We start from the raw sequence: 18,023 nt of genomic DNA on the forward strand, positions 1-18,023 counted from the left end.
CGCCCCGAGCCCCGCAACCGTGGCACCCGCCATGACGCCACCCACAAGCCGCACGCCCGTATCGTCCGGCGTACGGGCCAACTCCTCGTAAACCCGCAGCGACTCCACCGACCAGTCGCCCACCAGTTCTGCGGGCTCGATGCGATAAGGCCACCACAGCGCCCCCGCCACCGCCGAGCAAGTCCGTTCCGCGGGCTCCCTGGTCCACACCCGCACCGACCAGCCACTCTCCGCAAGGAGAACACCCGTAGTCAGCCCCGCCACCCCGCCGCCCACGACAACCACGTCACCGCTCATGACCGGACGCTAACGCCACTGACGCCAATCCGCGCTGCCGTGCTCACATCACCTCGCAGCTGGGGATACTCAGGACATGTCTGCCGACTACGCGACTTTCGGGCTGGCTCCGGCCATGCGGGCCGGTGGTGTTCTCGTCAACGGGGACTACCAAGTGCACCGAGATTTCATGGACTTCCTCATCGACGGCCACCCGCTGCTCCACCAGCTGTCCGACCTCGACGCGGTGTCCCCACTGGCCGCCGACGTACCACCCGCCATTTTCACCGCCCAGGTGCGCACCCTGCTCCTGGAAGCGGACGCGCCCCTCCCCGATGGCCGGTACGTGATCTACGGCTGCCCGGAGTGCGAAAGCCTGGACTGCGGCGCGGTCACCGCCGTGATCGAGCGGGCAGGGGAGGACTTCGTCTGGCGGGACTTCGCCTGGCAGACGAGCGAGACCGCCGACCTGGACCTGAACGGCTACCACGGGATAGGCCCCTTCCGCTTCCGCGGCCAGGAGTACCGCACAGCCCTGGAACGCCTCCTCGCAGCAGGTGACGAGGAGCCCCCGCCCCGCCGCCGAGTCCTCCTCATCGGCGCGAGAGTCGACGTACTGGCGAAACTCGCCGCAGCCCTGCGCACGATCAACATCGGCGCGGACATCACCACCGACGCGGCCGACGTCCCACCAGAAGAGCTGAGGGCGTACGGAGCGGTGGCGTTCGGCAGGGCGGTCGACGAGCACAAACGAAGGTCCGTCCGGGAGGCATTCGAGCGAGCGGGCGCAGACGTGACCTACGTGGACGGCCTGGCCCCGATCATCCCGCTCCTGGTGGCCCAGATAGAGGCCGCCCTGGACCGCAGCCCACCGGAGCGGCGCCGGCTGACGCGGTTGGTGGCAGTGGAGGGCGAGGCGGGGGTCGAGGTGACGTCCACCTGCCGGGTACAGCTGATCGCATACCGCATCGACCGGCTCTTGCGGACGCACACCCACGAGGTCTTCGACGACATGCTGGAGCCAGGAGAGCACCGGATCCCGCTGGACGCGCGGGCGACGAAGGGCCAGTCGTTCATCGTCGCCCGCACGATGGGAGCGGTACTGGTAGCGCCCATGATCCGCTGACAGACGCACCCCGCACCCGTCCCCCGGGAGGCTCGGTAGAATCCGTGACCTGATGACTGCAACTCTCGTCGCCAAAGATCTCGCAGCGGGCCACGGCGACCGCTCCCTCTTCTCCGGGCTCGACCTCGTAGTCGCCCCCGGCGACGTGATCGGCCTCGTTGGCGTGAACGGCGCGGGCAAGTCCACGCTCCTGCGCCTGCTCGCCGGACTCGACACCCCCGAGGAGGGCGAGCTGCGGCTCTCGCCGCCCACCGCCACCGTCGGGCACCTCCCGCAGGAGCCGGAGCGCCGCGAAGGCGAGACGGTACGGGCCTTCCTGGCCCGGCGTACCGGAGTGGCCGCCGCCCAGACCGCGCTCGACGAGGCCACCCAGGCACTCGTCGACGAGGCCCCGGGCGCGGACGACGCGTACTCCGACAGCCTCGACCGCTGGCTGGACCTGGGCGGCGCCGACCTCGACGAGCGCGCCGAGGAGGTAGCCGCGACCCTCGGCCTGACGGTCGGCCTCGACCAGCCCATGACGGCCCTGTCCGGCGGCCAGGCGGCCCGCGCGGGCCTCGCCTCGCTCCTCCTCTCCCGGTACGACGTCTTCCTGCTGGACGAGCCCACGAACGACCTGGACCTCGACGGCCTGGAGCGCCTCGAAGGCTTCGTCTCGGGCCTGCGCGCGGGCACAGTCGTCATCAGCCACGACCGCGAGTTCCTCACCCGCACTGTCACCAAGGTCCTGGAGCTGGATCTCGTCCAGCAGCAGATCAAGCTCTTCGGCGGCGGCTACACGGCGTACCTGGAGGAGCGCGAGACCGCGCGCCGCCACGCCCGCGAGGACTTCGACGAGTACGCCGACAAGAAGTCCGCACTCGAAGGCCGCGCCCAGATGCAGCGCGGCTGGATGGACAAGGGCGTCAAGAACGCCCGCCGAAAGGCGACCGACAGCGACAAGCTCGGCCGTAACCTCCGCAGCGAGGCGAGCGAGAAGCAGGCCGCCAAGGCACGCCAGACGCAGCGCATGATCGAGCGCCTCGACGTCGTCGACGAGCCCCGCAAGGAGTGGGAGCTGCGCATGGAGATCGCGGCGGCCCCGCGCTCCGGCGCGGTGGTAGCCACACTGCGCGACGCCACCGTCAAGCGCGGCGACTTCAGCTTCGGCCCGGCCACCCTCCAGATCGACTGGGCCGACCGCGTCGCCATCACCGGGGCCAACGGCGCGGGCAAGTCCACGCTGCTGGCAGCCCTCCTCGGCCGCCTCCCGCTGGACGAGGGCCACGCGGCACTGGGCCCGGGCGTCGTCGTCGGTGAGGTGGACCAGGCCCGCGGCCTCTTCTACGGCTCCGAGTCGCTCCTCGACGCCTTCTGCGCGGCCGTCCCCGACACGGAACCGGCGGAGGTACGCACCCTCCTGGCCAAATTCGGCTTGCGCGCCGCGCACGTCCTGCGTCCCGCCACCACTCTCTCGCCGGGGGAGCGGACCAGAGCCGCCCTCGCGCTTCTCCAGGGCAGGGGCGTGAACCTTCTCGTCCTCGACGAGCCGACGAACCACCTCGACCTGACCGCGATCGAGCAGCTGGAGGCCGCACTCGACACGTACGAGGGCACGCTGCTGCTGGTCACCCACGACCGCCGGATGCTGGACGCGGTCCGTACGACCCGCCGCATCGAGGTGGCGAACGGCAAGGTCACCGAACTCTGACGCGAGCGGCCCATCGGGCGGGCGGGCGTGCCTCAAACGCCGGACGGGCCCGACTCGCTGCTGCGCAATTCCAGCCCGTCCGGCGTTTGAGGACCTGGGTCCGGGGCGGAGCCCCGGTTTGCGTCAGCCCCGCTTCGGGTCGGTCAGCCCGGCCCGCCGCAACGCATCAGCCATCGCACTGTTGGCCGGCGCAGGCGCCTGCCGGGAAGCACCGCCGCCACCATCACGCCCGCGCCGCTCGCGCCCACCCTGCCGCTGAGCCGGGGGACGACCACCCGAGCCGCCGCGCCGCTCCCGCTTCCCTTCACCAGCACCAGCACCAGCAGCCGCACCAGTCGCACCAGCAGCCGCCACGTCGTCGTCCAGCCGCAGCGTCAACGAGATCCGCTTGCGCGGAATGTCGACGTCCATGACCTTGACCTTCACCACGTCACCCGGCTTCACCACATCCCGCGGGTCCTTGACGAAGGTCTTCGACAGCGCCGACACGTGAACAAGCCCGTCCTGATGAACGCCCACATCCACGAACGCCCCGAACGCGGCGACATTGGTCACCACGCCCTCCAGGATCATCCCGGCCGCCAGGTCCCCGATCTTCTCGACGCCTTCCTTGAAGGTCGCAGTCTTGAAGGCGGGCCGCGGATCACGCCCCGGCTTCTCCAGCTCCTTCAGAATGTCCGACACGGTCGGCAACCCGAACGTGTCGTTCACGAAGTCACCGGCCCGCAGCGACCGCAGCACAGCCGTGTTGCCAATGAGCGTCCCGACGCCGCTCCCCGCCGTCTTCACCATCGCCCGCACCACCGGGTACGCCTCGGGGTGCACGCTGGACGCGTCCAGCGGATCGTCGCCGCCCTGGATGCGGAGGAAGCCCGCACACTGTTCGTACGCCTTCGGGCCGAGCCGCGCCACGTCCTTCAGCCCCTTCCGGGACCGGAACGGGCCATTCGCATCCCGGTGCGCGACGATGTTCTCGGCGAGCCCGGAGCTGATGCCCGAGACCCGCGAAAGCAGCGGCGCGGACGCCGTATTGACATCGACGCCCACCCCGTTCACACAGTCCTCGACGACCGCGTCGAGCGACCGCGACAGCTTCACTTCGGACAGATCGTGCTGGTACTGCCCGACCCCGATCGACTTCGGGTCGATCTTCACCAGCTCGGCCAGCGGATCCTGCAACCGGCGCGCGATGGACACGGCGCCGCGCAGCGACACATCCATGTCCGGAAGCTCCTGCGAAGCGAAAGCGGACGCCGAGTACACGGAAGCACCCGCCTCCGAGACCATCACCTTCGTCAGCTTCAGCTCGGGATGCTTGTCGCACAGCTCGCCGGCGAGCTTGTCGGTCTCGCGGGACGCAGTGCCGTTACCAATGGCGACGAGCTCGACCTCATGCTCCTTGGCGAGCCGCGCCAGGGTCGCCAGCGACTCGTCCCACTTGTTCCGGGGCACATGCGGGTAGATCACATCGGTCGCGACGACCTTGCCCGTCGCATCGACCACAGCGACCTTCACGCCCGTACGGAAACCGGGGTCGAGCCCAAGAGTGGCCCGCGTCCCGGCCGGCGCCGCCAGCAGCAGGTCCCGCAGGTTCGCCGCGAAGACCCGTACGGCTTCGTCCTCCGCGGCGGTACGCAGCCGCAGCCGCAGATCGATCCCGAGGTGCACCAGAATCCGGGTCCGCCACGCCCAGCGCACGGTGTCACCCAGCCACTTGTCGCCGGGCCGGCCCTGCTGGGAGATGCCGAACCGCCGCGCGACCATGCTCTCGTACGTCGAAGGCCCAGCCACCTCCGAGGACGCGGGCTCCTCCGGCTCCAGAACCAGATCCAGTACGTCTTCCTTCTCGCCCCGCAGCATGGCGAGCACCCGGTGCGAGGGCAGCGCGGTGAAGGGCTCGGCGAAATCGAAGTAGTCGGCGAACTTGGCGCCCGCCTCTTCCTTCCCCTCCCGTACCTTCGCGACCAGCCGCCCGCGCGACCACATGCGCTCACGCAGCTCACCGATCAGGTCGGCGTCCTCCGAGAAGCGCTCCGTCAAGATCGACCGCGCGCCGTCCAGGGCGGCCTGCGCATCGGCGACCCCCTTCTCCGCGTCCACGAACGCGGCGGCGGCCGCGAGCGGCTCCACCGAGGGGTCGGTCAGCAGCCCGTTGGCCAGCGGTTCGAGCCCCGCCTCGCGCGCGATCTGCGCCTTCGTCCGGCGCTTGGGCTTGAACGGCAGGTAGATGTCTTCCAGCCGGGCCTTGGTGTCGGCGGCCCGGATCCGCGCCTCAAGGGCGTCGTCCAGTTTGCCCTGCTCGCGTACGGACTCCAGGATCGCTGTCCGCCGCTCCTCCAGCTCGCGCAGATACCGCAGCCGCTCCTCGAGCGTGCGCAGCTGCGCGTCGTCGAGCATCTCGGTCGCTTCCTTGCGGTAGCGAGCGATGAACGGCACGGTCGAGCCGCCGTCGAGCAATTCGACGGCGGCCCGGACCTGCCGCTCCTTTACGCCGAGCTCCTCGGCGATCCTGCCTTCGATGGACGTCGTCACGATGTTCCCGACTCGCCTTCTCCTGCGGGCTGTGCTTGAGCCTGCATTGTGCAGGGTTGTCGGGTCTCCTGTCGCGCGCGCCCCTGACCGGCCAGCCGGTGACCCTCAGGCCCTGCGGGTTCGCCCGCCACCGCGCGACGCGCCTCCGAAGAGCCGGGCGACCAGCCTGAACGGCAGAGTCACCACCGTCGCGAGGGCCGAGCCGACCATACGTAGTCCATCTGCGATCGCACGGAACACGTTGAACCTCCTGCTGTCTCGGTGTCCGACACAGGACGGGTGTCCTTCAGGGCCCGGCGTAAACGGATCACTTACCGGTGAGATCGGCGGGGAACGCCCCGGCTCCCAGCGCCGCGCCGAGGAAGCCCCGGCCGAGCTCGGTGAGCCGCTCGGTGCCCTCGGCGCCCAGGTGCTCGTACGGCGCCGCGTCGAGCCGGTCCGTAACGTCCTCCAGACCGGCGCGCAGCGCCGTGCCCGCCTCGGTCAACTCGCCCTCGGTGTCCAGCAGCCCGCGCTCCCGCAGCCTCCCGGAGGCCGCGTCCCAGTCCGTACGGCTCCAGCCGCGCGTCGCCAGCGTCCAGCGCGGTGACATCCCCTTGCCGGTCGCCGTGTGGCTGACCAGCGCCTCCAGCGGGTCGAGACCGGCGGCGAGCAGCGCGGCCAGGTGGCCGTCGCCGCGGTGCTCGCGCAGCAGTGTCGCGGCGTGCCAGTAGGCGAGATGGGGCCGCTCGGGCACGGGCAGGTCGGCGTGGGCGGCGTACAGCGGACGGGCGTGGCGGGTGCACGCCTCGGCGGCGCGCAGCGCGAGACCGGCGGCCTCCGCCATCTCGTCGGAGGCGATGGCCTCCTCGCCGAGGAGCCGCCGCAGGGTGGTGTCGACGGCACGCAGGCGTGCTTCGAGGACGACCTCGGGCGACGCCGTACGCCACACCTGGGGGACGTGGCGGGCGACGAGGTCGTGGTTGAAGTTGTAGAACGCGGCGGTGATCACCCCGGCCCCGACCGCGCCCATGGCGGCGCCGCGGCCCGCGAAGTAGGCGGCGTTGCTGTCCTCGATGCCCACCGCCGCCAGCTCCTTCGTGAAGTCCGGGGAGAAGTACACGGTCGAGTGCAGCGGATTGAGGGCGTTGTGGCAGCGGCGGCCGGCGCGCGCGGGCAGAGAAGTCATGTCCGTACGCTACCGACTGGTCAGTACGTTCGGAAGCGCCGGGACCCCGTGGCAGTAAAGGTGGGGTACTCGTCATTGCAGCCATTCCCGGCGCCCCGAAGGATGGGCGCATGACGCAGCGATCCGTACGATCCGTCCTCGTCGTACTGTTCGACGACGTCCAGAGCCTCGACGTGACCGGCCCGGTGGAGGTCTTCGCCGGCGCGGCCCTCCCGACCGGCGACGGCGCCCCGGGCGCGTACCGCATCCGTACCGCGTCACTCGACGGCGCTCCCGTACGCACATCCAGCGGCCTCACACTCGTCCCCGACGCGGCCCTCACCGACGAGCCGGCACCCCACACGCTCCTCGTCCCCGGCGGCCACGGCACCCGTGCCCCCGAGCCGCGCCTGATCGACTGGCTGCGCGAGAACGCCCCGCGCGCCGAGCGCCTGGTCTCCGTCTGTACGGGAGCACTCCTGTTGGCGGCGGCCGGACTCCTCGACGGCCGCAGGGTCACCACGCACTGGGTCGTCAGCGACCACATGGCCCGCGTCTACCCGGCCGTCGAGGTGGACCCCGACCCCATCTACATACGCGACGGCAACGTGGCGACCTCGGCCGGCGTCACCTCGGGCATCGACCTAGCGCTCGCCCTCGTCGAGGAGGACCTGGGCAGGGACATCGCGCTCACCATCGCCCGCCATCTCGTCGTCTTCCTGCGGCGCCCGGGAAACCAGGCGCAGTTCAGCGCCCAGCTCGCCGCCCAGACCGCGCAGCGCGAGCCCCTCCGGGAGGTCCAGCAGTGGATCACCGAGCATCCCGGGGACGACCTGTCGGTCGAGTCCCTGGCCGAACGTGCCCGCCTCTCGCCCCGCCACTTCGCCCGCGCGTTCCAGTCCGAGACCGGCATGACACCGGGCAGATACGTAGAGCGCGTACGCCTGGAACACGCGCGCCGGCTCCTGGAGGACTCCACGGACGGCATCGAGGAGATCTCCCGGACCTGCGGCTACGGCACCCCGGAGGCGATGCGCCGCGCCTTCGTCAAATCCCTCGGTACGCCCCCGATGGAGTACCGCCGCCGCTTCCACGCCCCCGCGCAGCCTCCGCACAGCGAACCCGCCCACTGAGAGGAACACCCATGCAGATCGCCGTTCTGCTCTACGACAACTTCACCGCCCTCGACGCGGTCGGGCCCTACGAGCTGCTCGCCCGGCTGCCCGGCGCCGAGACGGTGTTCGTCGCGAAGGAGGCCGGTCAGGTCCGTAACGACCAGCGCAGCCTCGCCCTCGTCGCCGACCGGTCGCTCGCCGAGGTGACACGTCCCGACATCATTCTGGTGCCCGGCGGCCCCGGCTCCCGGCAGGCCATGCACGACGAGACGATCCTCGACTGGCTCCGTACGGCCGACGCCACCAGCACCTGGACCACATCGGTGTGCACCGGCGCACAGGTGCTCGCGGGCGCCGGACTCCTCAAGGGCCGCCGCGCCACCGCGCACTGGCTCTCGCTCGACGAACTGAAGCCGCTCGGCGCCGAACCGACCGGCGAGCGCGTGGTCTTCGACGGGAAGTACGTCACCGCCGCAGGGGTCTCGTCCGGCATCGACATGGCGCTCCACCTGCTCGGCCGCATCGGCGGAGACGCGCTCGCCCAGACCGTGCAGCTGCTCACGGAGTACGACCCCCAGCCGCCGTACGACGCCGGTTCACCGGCCAAGGCCCCGGCCGAGATCGTCGCGCACTGGCGCGGTGAGGCGGAAAAGGTCCTGGCCGTGCAGGACTGACGGGTGCGCCCGCGTCAGACCTCGTAAGTGAAGTGGGGCGTACGGCGCTCCAGGAACGCGGCGACACCCTCGGCGGTGTCGCCGCTTCCGCGCGCCTGCTCCGCCCAGTACGCGTCCCGGTCGATGCGGCCGTCGGCGAATTCCTTCACCGCGGCCTGGGTCAACTGCGAGCGTGACACCAGCACCTGCGTGAACTCGGCCACCCGCCCGGCCAGTGCGCCCGCCGACAGCACCTCGTCCACCAGCCCGGTACGCAGCGCCCGCTCCGTACCGATCAACTCGCCCGAGAACAGCAGATACTTGGCGGCGGAAGGGCCCACCAGCGCGACGAGCCGCCGCGTCGACGACGCCGGATACACAATCCCGAGCTTCGCGGGCGTGACTCCGAAGGACGCCCCCTCCTCCGCGAACCGCAGGTCGCAGGCGGCGGCCAGCTGGCTGCCGCCACCGACGCAGTAACCCCTGACGGCCGCCAGCGTCGGCTTCGGGAACGCCGCCAGCGCCTCCTCGGCCAGCACGGCGAGCCCCTGCGGAGCGTCGCCCTCGCGCAGCGACGAGATGTCCGCCCCCGCGCAGAACGTGTCACCCGCCCCGGTGAGCACCAGCGCCCGTACGCCCCGGTCCGCGGCCAGCCGCTCCAGCAGCCCCGGCAGCGCGGCCCACATCCCGGCCGTCATGGCATTGCGCTTGGCGGGGTTGCTGATGACGACGGTGGCGACCCCGTCCTCCACCTCTGCGAAGATCTGCTCCTGCTGCGGCTCCATGCGCCGGATGCTATCCGGACCGTACGAACCTATGATCAAGAAGGGGTCGACAAGCGGACGCTGCTGAGTGAGGAGTCGTCATGGCCGGTCCCGCGAGTACAAGCGAGGGCAGGAAACTCAAGCGCGGTTTCGGGCTCCTGACCTTCCTCGGCGCGATCCTCGTGCTCGGAGGAATCGTCGGCCTCATCTACACGGGCGTCGCCACCCTCACCTCGATGATCCTCTTCGGCTGGCTGCTGTTGGTCGGCGGCCTCGTCGGGCTGCTCCAGGCCGTCCAGTCGCGCGGCTCGAACTTCTTCTGGCTCGGTGTGGTGGTCGCCGCGCTCAACCTGGCGGCCGGAATCGTCGTCATCCGCCACCCCGAGGGCACCGCCGAGGCGCTGACCATGTTCGCCGCCCTGCTCTTCCTGACCGGCGGCGTCTTCCGGCTGGTCGGGAGTGTGGTGGTGCGCGGCCCGCAGTTCGGCTGGACGCTGGTGCAGGGCGCCTTCGGCGTACTGCTCGGCCTTTTCGTGCTCTTCGACTGGCCGCACAGCAGCCTGTACGTACTGGGCTGCTTCTTCTCGCTCGCGCTGCTCTTCGACGGGCTCGGCCTGATCGCGATCGGCACGGGCGGTCGCCAGATCGTCGACAACCTGGTCGCGTCAGCGACACCGGAGGACCAGGAAGAGTCACACAACTGACGCTGCCATAGGCGTAACGGTCAGAAGTTGTCGATTGCGGCTGACTTGTGTTCAGGAGCCCGGCTCGGACCGGCTGGTTCCCAACACTCAGTGCGTGGTGACGAGAGAAGACGCACCGGCAGGGTACGAAGGAGTCTGGCGCTTCACCGCCCCTGCGGCGGACGCCTCCGTACCGGAAGCCAGGCACGCGGTCCGCGACCTGCTGAACCGGCAGGGCGTGCCGGCCCATGACGATCTGGTGCAGGGGCTGCTGCTCATCGTCTCCGAGCTGGTCACCAACGTCGTACGTCATGCGGCGCTGCTCTCTCCGGAGCTGGCCGTCGAGGTGGCGATCGGCACGGAGTGGATCAGGGTCTCCGTGGAGGACAGCCACCCCTACCGGCCCAAGGCCCTGGAGCGGGACTACGCGCAGACCGGCGGGCGCGGCCTGTTGCTCGTGCGGGAGATCACCGCCGAGGCCGGCGGGGTGTGCGACATCGAGCACACCGCGAGCGGCGGGAAGGTCATCTGGGTGGCCCTGCCGCTGGCGGGTGCGGCCGTCACCAGCCCGCGGCCGGGCCCGTCAGCTCTCTGATCGCCGGGCGCGCCGCGTCCAGCACGGTCATGAACCAGGCCGAGAACGGCGCCTTCGCGTGCCGCTCGGCCAGCTCGTCCGGCGTAACGAACGACGTCTCGCCGACCTCCTCCGGGTCGGGCCGCAGCGCGCTCTGCGCCATCCCGACGAAGAGGTGGTTGTACTCCTGCTCGACCAGGCCGGAGCCGGGGTCCGGGTGGTTGTAGCGGACGGTGCCCGCCTCGGCGAGCAGCGAGGGGGAAATGCCCAGCTCCTCGTACGTACGACGAGCGGCCGCGGCGAACGGCGACTCCCCGGGGTAGGGGTGCCCGCAGCAGGTGTTGGACCAGACGCCGGGGGAGTGGTACTTGCCGAGCGCGCGGCGCTGGATCAGCAGCCGTCCGGACTCGTCGAAGAGGAAGACCGAGAAGGCGCGGTGCAGGCGGCCGGGAGCCTGATGCGCGGACAGTTTTTCCGCGGTGCCGATGGTTTTGCCGTCCTCGTCGACCAGCTCGAGCAGGATCTCTTCCGCTGTGCCGTTCGACGAGCTGATCGCCGCGGTGACTGGTGTGCTCGGCATAACCATCCTTCGCTGCTTCGGTTCCCGGTGTCCAAGTCTGCCGTACAAAAGCGTCTTGTCCGTACTTCGAGGAACCGACCGCATGTCCGCCCCCGCCGCACGGCGCGGCGAGGGCGGACGATCCGTCAGCTCGGGCGGCCTCGAAGCCGATGCTGTAGGCGGAGCTCTCCGCCCGGACGCCTCAATGGCAGAGCTTCGCTTCGTGCTCCGCGTGACCACTCGGCTCCAGCTGGAACGTGCAGTGCTCGACGTCGAAGTGCTCCCCGAGGCAGCCCTGGAGGGCGTGCAGCATCTTCTCGTGCCCGACCGAGTCGAGGAACTCCTGGTTGACCACGACGTGCGCGGACAGGACCGGCATGCCCGAGGTGATCGTCCAGGCATGCAGATCGTGTACGTCGTCGACGCCCGGCAGATCGAGTATGTGCTCCCGCACGTCCGCCATGTCCACGCCCTTGGGTGCGATCTCCAGCAGCACGCTCAGCGTCTCCCGCAGCAGCTTCCACGTACGCGGCACGATCATGAGGCCGATGACCAGCGACGCGATCGGGTCGGCGGCCTGCCAGCCGGTCGCCATGATGATGCCGGCCGAGATCAGCACGGCGACCGAGCCGAGGGTGTCCGCGAGAACCTCCAGGAAGGCGCCGCGCACATTGACGCTGTCCTTCTGGCCCTTCATCAGCAGGGACAGTGAGACCATGTTGGCGACGAGACCGACCAGCGCGAAGACGATCGCCGTACCGCTCTTGGTCTCCGCCGGGGTGATGAACCGGTCGACGGCCTCGAAGAGCAGAAAGCCGCCGACGCCGAGCAGCAGCAGACAGTTGGCGAGCGCGGCCAGGATCTCGGCCCTGGCGTACCCGAAGGTGGCCTTCGTGGTGGCGGGGCGGTTGGCGAAGTGGATCGCGAGGAGCGCCATCGCGAGCCCGAGGGCGTCCGTCGCCATGTGGGCCGCGTCCGCGATCAGCGCCAGCGAGTTGGCGAGGAGTCCGCCGACGATCTCGACCGTCATGACGGTCAGGGTGATGCCGAGCGCGATACGCAGCCGCCCCTTGTACGCGGCGGCTGCCGTGCCGGTGGGCGGCGGCCCGCCGTGCGTATGCCCGTGATCGTGCCCTGCCCCCATGTAGGACGCCTCCCCGGTTGGTGTGATGGTGTGACCGAGGTGCCAGTGAACTACGGGCGGGGGGTATGTGCAACACGGGACTGAACACCGTTGTCATGTCCTCTGACCTGCGGAAATGTTCGCAGGTCAGAGCGCTGACAAGATCAGTACCGAGCGGCTTCCGGATGCCGGAGAAGCCAGCCCTCCCACGCCGAGGCGACCATCTCGCGCACCCCGCGCCCGGCCGTCCAGCCGAGCTCCTTGGCGATCAGATCGGAGGAGGCGACGGCCTTCGCGGCGTCTCCGGGGCGGCGCGGCTCGACCACCGGGACGAGTGTGGAACCAGTGACCTCGGCCACCAGATCGGCGAGCTCGCGCACCGAGACGCCCTCACCGCGGCCGATATTGAACGTGAGCTCCGCCGCCTCCTCCCGCGCGGCCAGCGCCCGCGCGACCGACAGATGGGCGTCGGCGAGATCGGCGACGTGAATGTAGTCACGGATGCAGGTGCCGTCGGGCGTCGGATAGTCCGCCCCGAAGATCCGCGGGGCCTCGCCGCGCGTGATCCGGTCGAAGAACATCGGGATGATGTTGAACACTCCGGTGTCGGCCAGCTCCGGCCTCGCCGCACCCGCCACATTGAAGTAGCGCAGGCACGCGGTCGAGAACCCGTGTGCCCGGCCCGCCGCCCGCACCAGCCACTCGCCGGCCAGCTTGGTCTCGCCGTACGGATTGATCGGCGCGCAGGGGGCGTCCTCGGAGATCAGCTCCGCCTCGGGAATCCCGTACACGGCGGCGGAGGAGGAGAAGAGGAAGCGCCGTACCCCGGCCGCCACGACGGCCTCCAGCAGCACTGTGAGTCCGTACACATTCTCCCGGTAGTAGAGCAGCGGCTTCTCGACCGACTCTCCGACCTGCTTCCTCGCCGCGAGATGCACCACACCCGTGACGCCGTGTTCGGCGAGCGTCACGTCGAGCAGCTCCCGGTCGAGTACCGAGCCGCGTACGAGCGCCACCTCTGCCGGCAGCCGGTCGGGAATCCCGGACGAGACGTCGTCCAGGACGACGACCCGCTCACCCGCCGCCGCCATGGTCCGCGCCACATGCGCTCCGATGTAACCCGCACCACCCGTGATCAGCCATGTCATAACGGCCACCCTAGGGTGTGTCCGGACCTCAGGCGGTCGCGGTTTGTGGGGCGGGGCATTGATCGACCAAGATGATCGCGCTTGATCGCGCTCGATCGCGGCTGGGCCGACCGCCTCCCGGTCCGGTCTTATCGGGGCGTTAACGGGCCGTGAACTCGCGCTTCCGTTCATCCGATAGCCTCTGCCGACATGCCTTCCCGCCCATGCCGGGCCGGAATGCCGCATGTCATTGCCGTGCAAGGCCAGCCAGCCCAGCCATGCCCAGCTCCAAGGAGTGAGTTCGTCTGCCGACCGCCATCCTCACCGGTCCGCCGGTACCCGGATCGCCGCTCGAAAGCGATCTGCGGTCGCTGGGATTCGACCTACGGTACGTCGGGCCCGACGCCGACGCCGCCGAGCAGATCGCCAAGCTCCTCGACGGGGCGCCCGGCGGTGAGCGGGTCGCACTCGTCGACCCGCGCTTCGTCGGCCACGTCCACTCCCTGCGCCTCGCGCTGACAGACCCCCGCTTTCCCGCCGCCGCGGCCCCCGGCGCGCTCACCGCGCAGCCCGAGGCCCGCGCGGCGCTGGCACACGCCGTGCGCAGCGCCGGTGCTGGTGCCGGGCCCGACGCCCTCGCCGCCGCGCTCGACGCGAGCGGCACCGCCGTGCAGCGGCCGGAGCTCGGCTCGCTGGTCGCCCTCGTCGCCACGGACGAGGACGAGCGTCAGCAGGCCCGCGCCGCCGTCGCCGCCGTCGACGAGGAGGCCGTACGGCTGCGTACGGCCGTGAAGTCCCGCGACGGCTTCTTCACCACCTTCTGCATCAGCCCGTACTCGCGCTACCTCGCGCGCTGGTGCGCCCGCCGGGGCTTCACCCCGAACCAGGTCACCACCGCCTCGCTGATCACCGCGCTGATCGCGGCCGGCTGCGCGGCGACCGGCACCCGCGGCGGCTACATCGCCGCCGGCGTGCTGCTGCTCTTCTCCTTCGTCCTGGACTGCACCGACGGGCAGCTCGCCCGCTACTCGCTCCAGTACTCGACGATGGGCGCCTGGCTCGACGCGACCTTCGACCGCGCCAAGGAGTACGCCTACTACGCGGGCCTCGCGCTCGGCGCCGCCCGCGCCGGTGACGACGTATGGGCGCTGGCGCTCGGGGCGATGGTGCTCCAGACCTGCCGCCATGTCGTGGACTTCTCCTTCAACGAGGCGAACCACGACGCCGAGTCCAATACGAGCCCCACCGCCGCCCTCTCCGACAAGCTCGACAGCGTCGGCTGGACGGTCTGGGTGCGCCGGATGATCGTCCTGCCGATCGGCGAGCGGTGGGCCATGATCGCGGTCCTGACCGCCGTCACCACCCCGCGGATCGTCTTCTACGCCCTGCTCATCGGCTGCGCGCTCGCCGCCCTCTACACCACGGCGGGCCGCGTGCTGCGCTCGCTGACCCGCAAGGCGCGGCGTACCGACCGAGCCGCGCAGGCCCTCGCCGACCTCGCGGACAGCGGCCCGATCGCCCAGGCAGTGGCGGCCCGGGGTCCGCGCCTCCAGGGCGCCTGGACCGCACCGGCCGTCGCCTTCACCGGCGCCGCCGCCGTGGTCGCCACGGCGCTCACGCAGCCGTTCGGCAGCGGCCAGGTGATCATCGCGGCGGTCTTCTACGCGGTGCTCTCCGGCATAGCCGTCGCGCGGCCCCTCAAGGGAGCCCTCGACTGGCTCGTGCCCCCCGTTTTCCGGGCGGCCGAGTACGGGACGATCCTGATCCTCGCCGCCCGCTCCGAAGTGAACGGAGCGCTGCCCGCGGCCTTCGGACTGGTGTCGGCGGTCGCCTACCATCACTACGACACGGTGTACCGCATCCGGGGCGGCACAGGCGCGCCGCCCCAGTGGCTGGTGCGGACGATCGGCGGGCACGAAGGCCGGACGCTGGTGGCAGTGGTACTCGCCACCCTTCTGGCGGCGCGGAACACAGACCTCACCCTGGCGCTCACGGCTTTCGCTGTGGCCGTGGCGCTCGTGGTGCTGGTGGAGTCCACCCGCTTCTGGGTGTCCTCCGGAGCACCCGCAGTACATGACGAAGGAGAACCCGCATGATCGGCCTCGTACTGGCTGCCGGCGCCGGACGGCGTCTGCGTCCCTACACGGACACCCTCCCGAAGGCGCTCGTGCCCGTGGACGGCGACACGACCGTCCTGGACCTCACGCTGGGCAACTTCGCCGAGGTCGGCCTGACCGAGGTCGCGATCGTCGTCGGCTACCGCAAGGAGGCCGTCTACGCGCGCAAGGAGGCCCTTGAGGCGAAGTACGGCCTCAAGATCACGCTCGTCGACAACGACAAGGCCGAGGAGTGGAACAACGCCTACTCCCTGTGGTGCGCGCGTGATGTCCTCAAGCAGGGTGTGATCCTCGCCAACGGCGACACCGTCCACCCGGTCTCCGTCGAGAAGACGCTGCTCGCCGCCCGCGGCAAGGGCCAGCGGATAATCCTCGCACTCGACACGGTGAAGAACCTCGCCGACGAGGAGATGAAGGTCATCACGCAGGACGGCCAGGGCGTGCGGCGGATCACCAAGCTGATGGACCCGGCGACCGCGACCGGCGAGTACATCGGTGTCACGCTGATCGAGCCCGAGGCCGCCGAAGACCTCGCCGACGCGCTGAAGACGACGTTCGAGCGCGACCCCGACCTCTACTACGAGGACGGCTACCAGGAGCTGGTCAACCGCGGCTTCACCGTCGACGTGGCCCCGATCGGCGAAGTGACGTGGGTCGAGATCGACAATCACGACGACCTCGCGAGGGGCCGGGAGATCGCGTGCCTGTACTGACCCGGCTCATCCCGTCGCCGGTCGTCGTCGACATCAGCCGCGGCGCCATGGACGACCTGGCAGGCCTGCTGGCCGACCAGCGCATCTCCGCCTCCGGCAAGCTGGCGATCGCGACCAGCCCCGGCTCGGGACTGGCCCTGCGCGACAAGCTCGCGCCGGTCCTGCCGGGCGCCGACTGGTACGAGGTCGCCGACGGCACCATCGACTCGGCGGTCACGCTCGCCGACGAGATCAAGGGCAAGCGGTACGACGCCGTGGTCGGCCTCGGCGGCGGCAAGATCATCGACGTGACGAAGTACGCGGCGGCGCGGATCGGCCTGCCGATGGTCGCCGTGGCGACGAACCTCTCGCACGACGGTCTGTGCTCGCCGGTGTCCATCCTGGACAACGACAACGGCCGAGGCTCCTACGGCGTACCGACCCCCATCGCCATGGTCATCGACCTCGATGTGATCCGCGACGCCCCGGTCCGGTTCATCCGGTCCGGTATCGGCGACGCGATCTCCAACATCTCGGCCATCGCGGACTGGGAGCTGTCCCACCATCTTCACGGCGAGCCGATCGACGGACTGGCCGCCGCCATGGCCCGTACGGCGGGAGAAGCCGTACTCCGCCACCCCGGCGGGGTCGGCACCGACGAGTTCCTCACGGTCCTCGCCGAATCCCTCGTGCTGTCCGGTATCGCCATGTCGATCAGCGGCGACAGCCGCCCCTCGTCCGGCGCGTGCCACGAGATCAGCCACGCCTTCGACCTGCTGTACCCCAAGCGTGCGGCGAGCCACGGCGAGCAGGTCGGCATCGGCGCCGCCTTCGCCATGCACCTGCGGGGCGCGCACGAGCAGTCCGGCCTCTTCGCCGAGGTACTGCACCGGCACGGCCTGCCGGTGCTGCCGGAGGAGATCGGCTTCAGCGTCGACGAGTTCGTCGAGGCCGTCGCATACGCACCGCAGACCCGCCCGGGACGCTTCACGATCCTGGAGCACCTGAACCTGTCCACCGACCAGATCAAGGACGCATACGCCGACTATGCAAAAGCCATCAGTAGCTGAGCTCCGACCGGTCGTTCACCCTCCGGGTGTGAAGGACCGGCGCAGCGGCGAGCACTGGGCCGGCCGGCTCTACATGCGCGAGGTCTCGCTGCGCGTCGACCGGCATCTGGTGAACACACGGGTCACGCCCAACCAGCTGACCTATGTCATGACCGTCGCCGGTGCCCTCGCCGCCCCGGCACTGCTCGTACCGGGTATCACGGGCGCCCTGCTCGGCGTGCTGATGGTCCAGCTGTATCTGCTGCTCGACTGCGTCGACGGCGAGATCGCCCGCTGGAAGAAGCAGTACTCGCTCGCCGGGGTCTACCTGGACCGGGTCGCCGCCTACCTCTGCGACGCGGCGGTCCTCGTCGGCTTCGGCCTGCGCGCCGCCGACCTGTGGGGCGAGGGGCGAATCGACTGGCTGTGGGCCTTCCTCGGCACGCTGGCCGCGCTCGGCGCGATCCTGATCAAGGCCGAGACCGACCTCGTCGGCGTCGCCCGTCACCAGGGCGGGATGCCGCCGGTGAAGGAGTCGGCGTCCGAGCCGCGCTCGTCAGGAATGGCGCTGGCCCGCAAGGCCGCGGCCGCGCTGAAGTTCCACCGGCTGGTCCTCGGGGTCGAGGCATCCCTGCTGATCCTCGCCGCGGCGATCGTGGACAGCGTCAGGGACGACCTGTTCTTCTCGCGGATCTGTGTCGCCGTCCTGGCCGGGATCGCACTCCTGCAGACCGTGCTCCACCTCGTGTCCGTCCTCGCTTCCAGCAGGCTGAAGTGACGGCCGCGGGCACGGGCA

18 protein-coding genes are annotated in these 18,023 nt (G+C 70.3%); 10 read left to right on the forward strand and 8 right to left on the reverse strand.

The features are described from left to right. A partial coding sequence (locus J7E96_RS05140) for an FAD-dependent oxidoreductase (protein ID WP_215127911.1) occupies positions 1–297 on the reverse strand: 297 nt, incomplete at its 3' end. Between the two features lie 76 nt (positions 298–373). On the opposite strand from J7E96_RS05140, the gene J7E96_RS05145 reads away from it, so the two are divergent. Further along, on the forward strand, positions 374–1,402 hold the full coding sequence (locus J7E96_RS05145) for an oxidoreductase (protein WP_215127912.1): 1,029 nt from the start codon (positions 374–376) through the stop codon (positions 1,400–1,402). Between the two features lie 52 nt (positions 1,403–1,454). Continuing rightward, a complete protein-coding gene (locus J7E96_RS05150; protein ID WP_215127914.1) occupies positions 1,455–3,092 on the forward strand; it encodes an ABC-F family ATP-binding cassette domain-containing protein in 1,638 nt (545 codons plus the stop codon). A 123-nt stretch (positions 3,093–3,215) separates the two neighbouring features. Here J7E96_RS05150 and J7E96_RS05155 read toward each other — a convergent pair whose 3' ends face one another. The 3 genes from J7E96_RS05155 to J7E96_RS05160 all read right to left on the reverse strand — a co-directional run bounded on the left by J7E96_RS05155 (position 3,216) and on the right by J7E96_RS05160 (position 6,792). Next, complete coding sequence (locus J7E96_RS05155; RefSeq protein ID WP_215127916.1) at positions 3,216–5,624, reverse strand: Tex family protein; 2,409 nt, start codon at positions 5,622–5,624, stop codon at positions 3,216–3,218. A 105-nt stretch (positions 5,625–5,729) separates the two neighbouring features. After that, positions 5,730–5,864: an LPFR motif small protein gene (locus J7E96_RS37095; protein WP_308295842.1), complete on the reverse strand. Its 135-nt coding sequence runs from the start codon at positions 5,862–5,864 to the stop codon at positions 5,730–5,732. Positions 5,865–5,931: 67 nt separating this feature from the next. Next, the gene (locus J7E96_RS05160) at positions 5,932–6,792 is read right to left on the reverse strand and encodes a hypothetical protein (RefSeq protein ID WP_215127918.1); all 861 of its coding nucleotides are present in this window, start codon (positions 6,790–6,792) and stop codon (positions 5,932–5,934) included. A gap of 110 nt (positions 6,793–6,902) precedes the next feature. Between J7E96_RS05160 and J7E96_RS05165 the strand changes: the two genes are divergently transcribed. Together J7E96_RS05165 and J7E96_RS05170 are read left to right on the forward strand one after the other, a co-directional pair. Then, positions 6,903–7,904 (forward strand): GlxA family transcriptional regulator, encoded by a 1,002-nt coding sequence (locus tag J7E96_RS05165; RefSeq protein WP_215127920.1) that lies wholly within the window; start codon positions 6,903–6,905, stop codon positions 7,902–7,904. 11 nt (positions 7,905–7,915) lie between these two features. Next, a complete protein-coding gene (locus tag J7E96_RS05170) occupies positions 7,916–8,560 on the forward strand; it encodes a DJ-1/PfpI family protein (RefSeq protein WP_215127922.1) in 645 nt (214 codons plus the stop codon). Between the two features lie 14 nt (positions 8,561–8,574). Here the strand turns inward: J7E96_RS05170 and J7E96_RS05175 are convergent, their stop codons facing one another. Then, complete coding sequence (locus J7E96_RS05175) at positions 8,575–9,324, reverse strand: enoyl-CoA hydratase/isomerase family protein (RefSeq protein WP_215127923.1); 750 nt, start codon at positions 9,322–9,324, stop codon at positions 8,575–8,577. A gap of 80 nt (positions 9,325–9,404) precedes the next feature. On the opposite strand from J7E96_RS05175, the gene J7E96_RS05180 reads away from it, so the two are divergent. Together J7E96_RS05180 and J7E96_RS05185 are read left to right on the forward strand one after the other, a co-directional pair. Beyond that, a complete protein-coding gene (locus J7E96_RS05180; protein ID WP_215127925.1) occupies positions 9,405–10,007 on the forward strand; it encodes an HdeD family acid-resistance protein in 603 nt (200 codons plus the stop codon). Positions 10,008–10,101: 94 nt separating this feature from the next. Beyond that, positions 10,102–10,581, forward strand: coding sequence for an ATP-binding protein (locus tag J7E96_RS05185; protein WP_308295843.1), 480 nt, complete (start codon positions 10,102–10,104; stop codon positions 10,579–10,581). On the opposite strand, the gene idi is transcribed toward J7E96_RS05185, so the two are convergent. From idi to galE, 3 genes are all read right to left on the reverse strand, one after another. Next, positions 10,547–11,140 (reverse strand): isopentenyl-diphosphate Delta-isomerase, encoded by a 594-nt coding sequence (idi, locus tag J7E96_RS05190; protein WP_215127927.1) that lies wholly within the window; start codon positions 11,138–11,140, stop codon positions 10,547–10,549. The genes J7E96_RS05185 and idi overlap by 35 nt on opposite strands. A gap of 181 nt (positions 11,141–11,321) precedes the next feature. Further along, on the reverse strand, positions 11,322–12,263 hold the full coding sequence (locus J7E96_RS05195; RefSeq protein WP_215127928.1) for a cation diffusion facilitator family transporter: 942 nt from the start codon (positions 12,261–12,263) through the stop codon (positions 11,322–11,324). A 143-nt stretch (positions 12,264–12,406) separates the two neighbouring features. Further along, positions 12,407–13,390, reverse strand: a complete 984-nt coding sequence (galE, locus tag J7E96_RS05200) for a UDP-glucose 4-epimerase GalE (RefSeq protein ID WP_215127930.1) — start codon at positions 13,388–13,390, stop codon at positions 12,407–12,409. Between the two features lie 578 nt (positions 13,391–13,968). On the opposite strand from galE, the gene J7E96_RS05205 reads away from it, so the two are divergent. Genes J7E96_RS05205 through J7E96_RS05220 form a run of 4 tightly spaced genes read left to right on the forward strand, consistent with a single transcriptional unit; the run spans position 13,969 to position 18,005 of the window. Next, complete coding sequence (locus tag J7E96_RS05205; protein WP_308295844.1) at positions 13,969–15,465, forward strand: DUF5941 domain-containing protein; 1,497 nt, start codon at positions 13,969–13,971, stop codon at positions 15,463–15,465. Next, the gene (locus tag J7E96_RS05210) at positions 15,462–16,199 is read left to right on the forward strand and encodes a sugar phosphate nucleotidyltransferase (RefSeq protein WP_215127932.1); all 738 of its coding nucleotides are present in this window, start codon (positions 15,462–15,464) and stop codon (positions 16,197–16,199) included. The genes J7E96_RS05205 and J7E96_RS05210 overlap by 4 nt, the downstream gene beginning before the upstream one ends. Continuing rightward, a complete protein-coding gene (locus J7E96_RS05215; RefSeq protein WP_215127934.1) occupies positions 16,187–17,248 on the forward strand; it encodes an iron-containing alcohol dehydrogenase family protein in 1,062 nt (353 codons plus the stop codon). Before J7E96_RS05210 ends, J7E96_RS05215 begins: the two co-directional genes overlap by 13 nt. Continuing rightward, positions 17,226–18,005: a CDP-alcohol phosphatidyltransferase family protein gene (locus J7E96_RS05220; protein ID WP_215127936.1), complete on the forward strand. Its 780-nt coding sequence runs from the start codon at positions 17,226–17,228 to the stop codon at positions 18,003–18,005. The genes J7E96_RS05215 and J7E96_RS05220 overlap by 23 nt, the downstream gene beginning before the upstream one ends. Positions 18,006–18,023 lie beyond the last annotated feature (18 nt).

The organism is Streptomyces sp. ISL-96 (assembly GCF_018614035.1).
Classification (GTDB): Bacteria; Actinomycetota; Actinomycetes; order Streptomycetales; family Streptomycetaceae; genus Streptomyces.

What these genes read in the sequence shown, in the direction of transcription:
- J7E96_RS05145 (WP_215127912.1), top strand. Translation starts at nt 374, where the DNA reads ATGTCTGCCGACTACGCGACTTTCGGGCTGGCTCCGGCCATGCGGGCC.
- J7E96_RS05150 (WP_215127914.1), top strand. Translation starts at nt 1,455, where the DNA reads ATGACTGCAACTCTCGTCGCCAAAGATCTCGCAGCGGGCCACGGCGAC.
- J7E96_RS05160 (WP_215127918.1), bottom strand. Translation starts at nt 6,792, where the DNA reads ATGACTTCTCTGCCCGCGCGCGCCGGCCGCCGCTGCCACAACGCCCTC.
- J7E96_RS05165 (WP_215127920.1), top strand. Translation starts at nt 6,903, where the DNA reads ATGACGCAGCGATCCGTACGATCCGTCCTCGTCGTACTGTTCGACGAC.
- J7E96_RS05170 (WP_215127922.1), top strand. Translation starts at nt 7,916, where the DNA reads ATGCAGATCGCCGTTCTGCTCTACGACAACTTCACCGCCCTCGACGCG.
- J7E96_RS05175 (WP_215127923.1), bottom strand. Translation starts at nt 9,324, where the DNA reads ATGGAGCCGCAGCAGGAGCAGATCTTCGCAGAGGTGGAGGACGGGGTC.
- J7E96_RS05180 (WP_215127925.1), top strand. Translation starts at nt 9,405, where the DNA reads ATGGCCGGTCCCGCGAGTACAAGCGAGGGCAGGAAACTCAAGCGCGGT.
- idi (WP_215127927.1), bottom strand. Translation starts at nt 11,140, where the DNA reads ATGCCGAGCACACCAGTCACCGCGGCGATCAGCTCGTCGAACGGCACA.
- J7E96_RS05195 (WP_215127928.1), bottom strand. Translation starts at nt 12,263, where the DNA reads ATGGGGGCAGGGCACGATCACGGGCATACGCACGGCGGGCCGCCGCCC.
- galE (WP_215127930.1), bottom strand. Translation starts at nt 13,390, where the DNA reads ATGACATGGCTGATCACGGGTGGTGCGGGTTACATCGGAGCGCATGTG.
- J7E96_RS05210 (WP_215127932.1), top strand. Translation starts at nt 15,462, where the DNA reads ATGATCGGCCTCGTACTGGCTGCCGGCGCCGGACGGCGTCTGCGTCCC.
- J7E96_RS05220 (WP_215127936.1), top strand. Translation starts at nt 17,226, where the DNA reads ATGCAAAAGCCATCAGTAGCTGAGCTCCGACCGGTCGTTCACCCTCCG.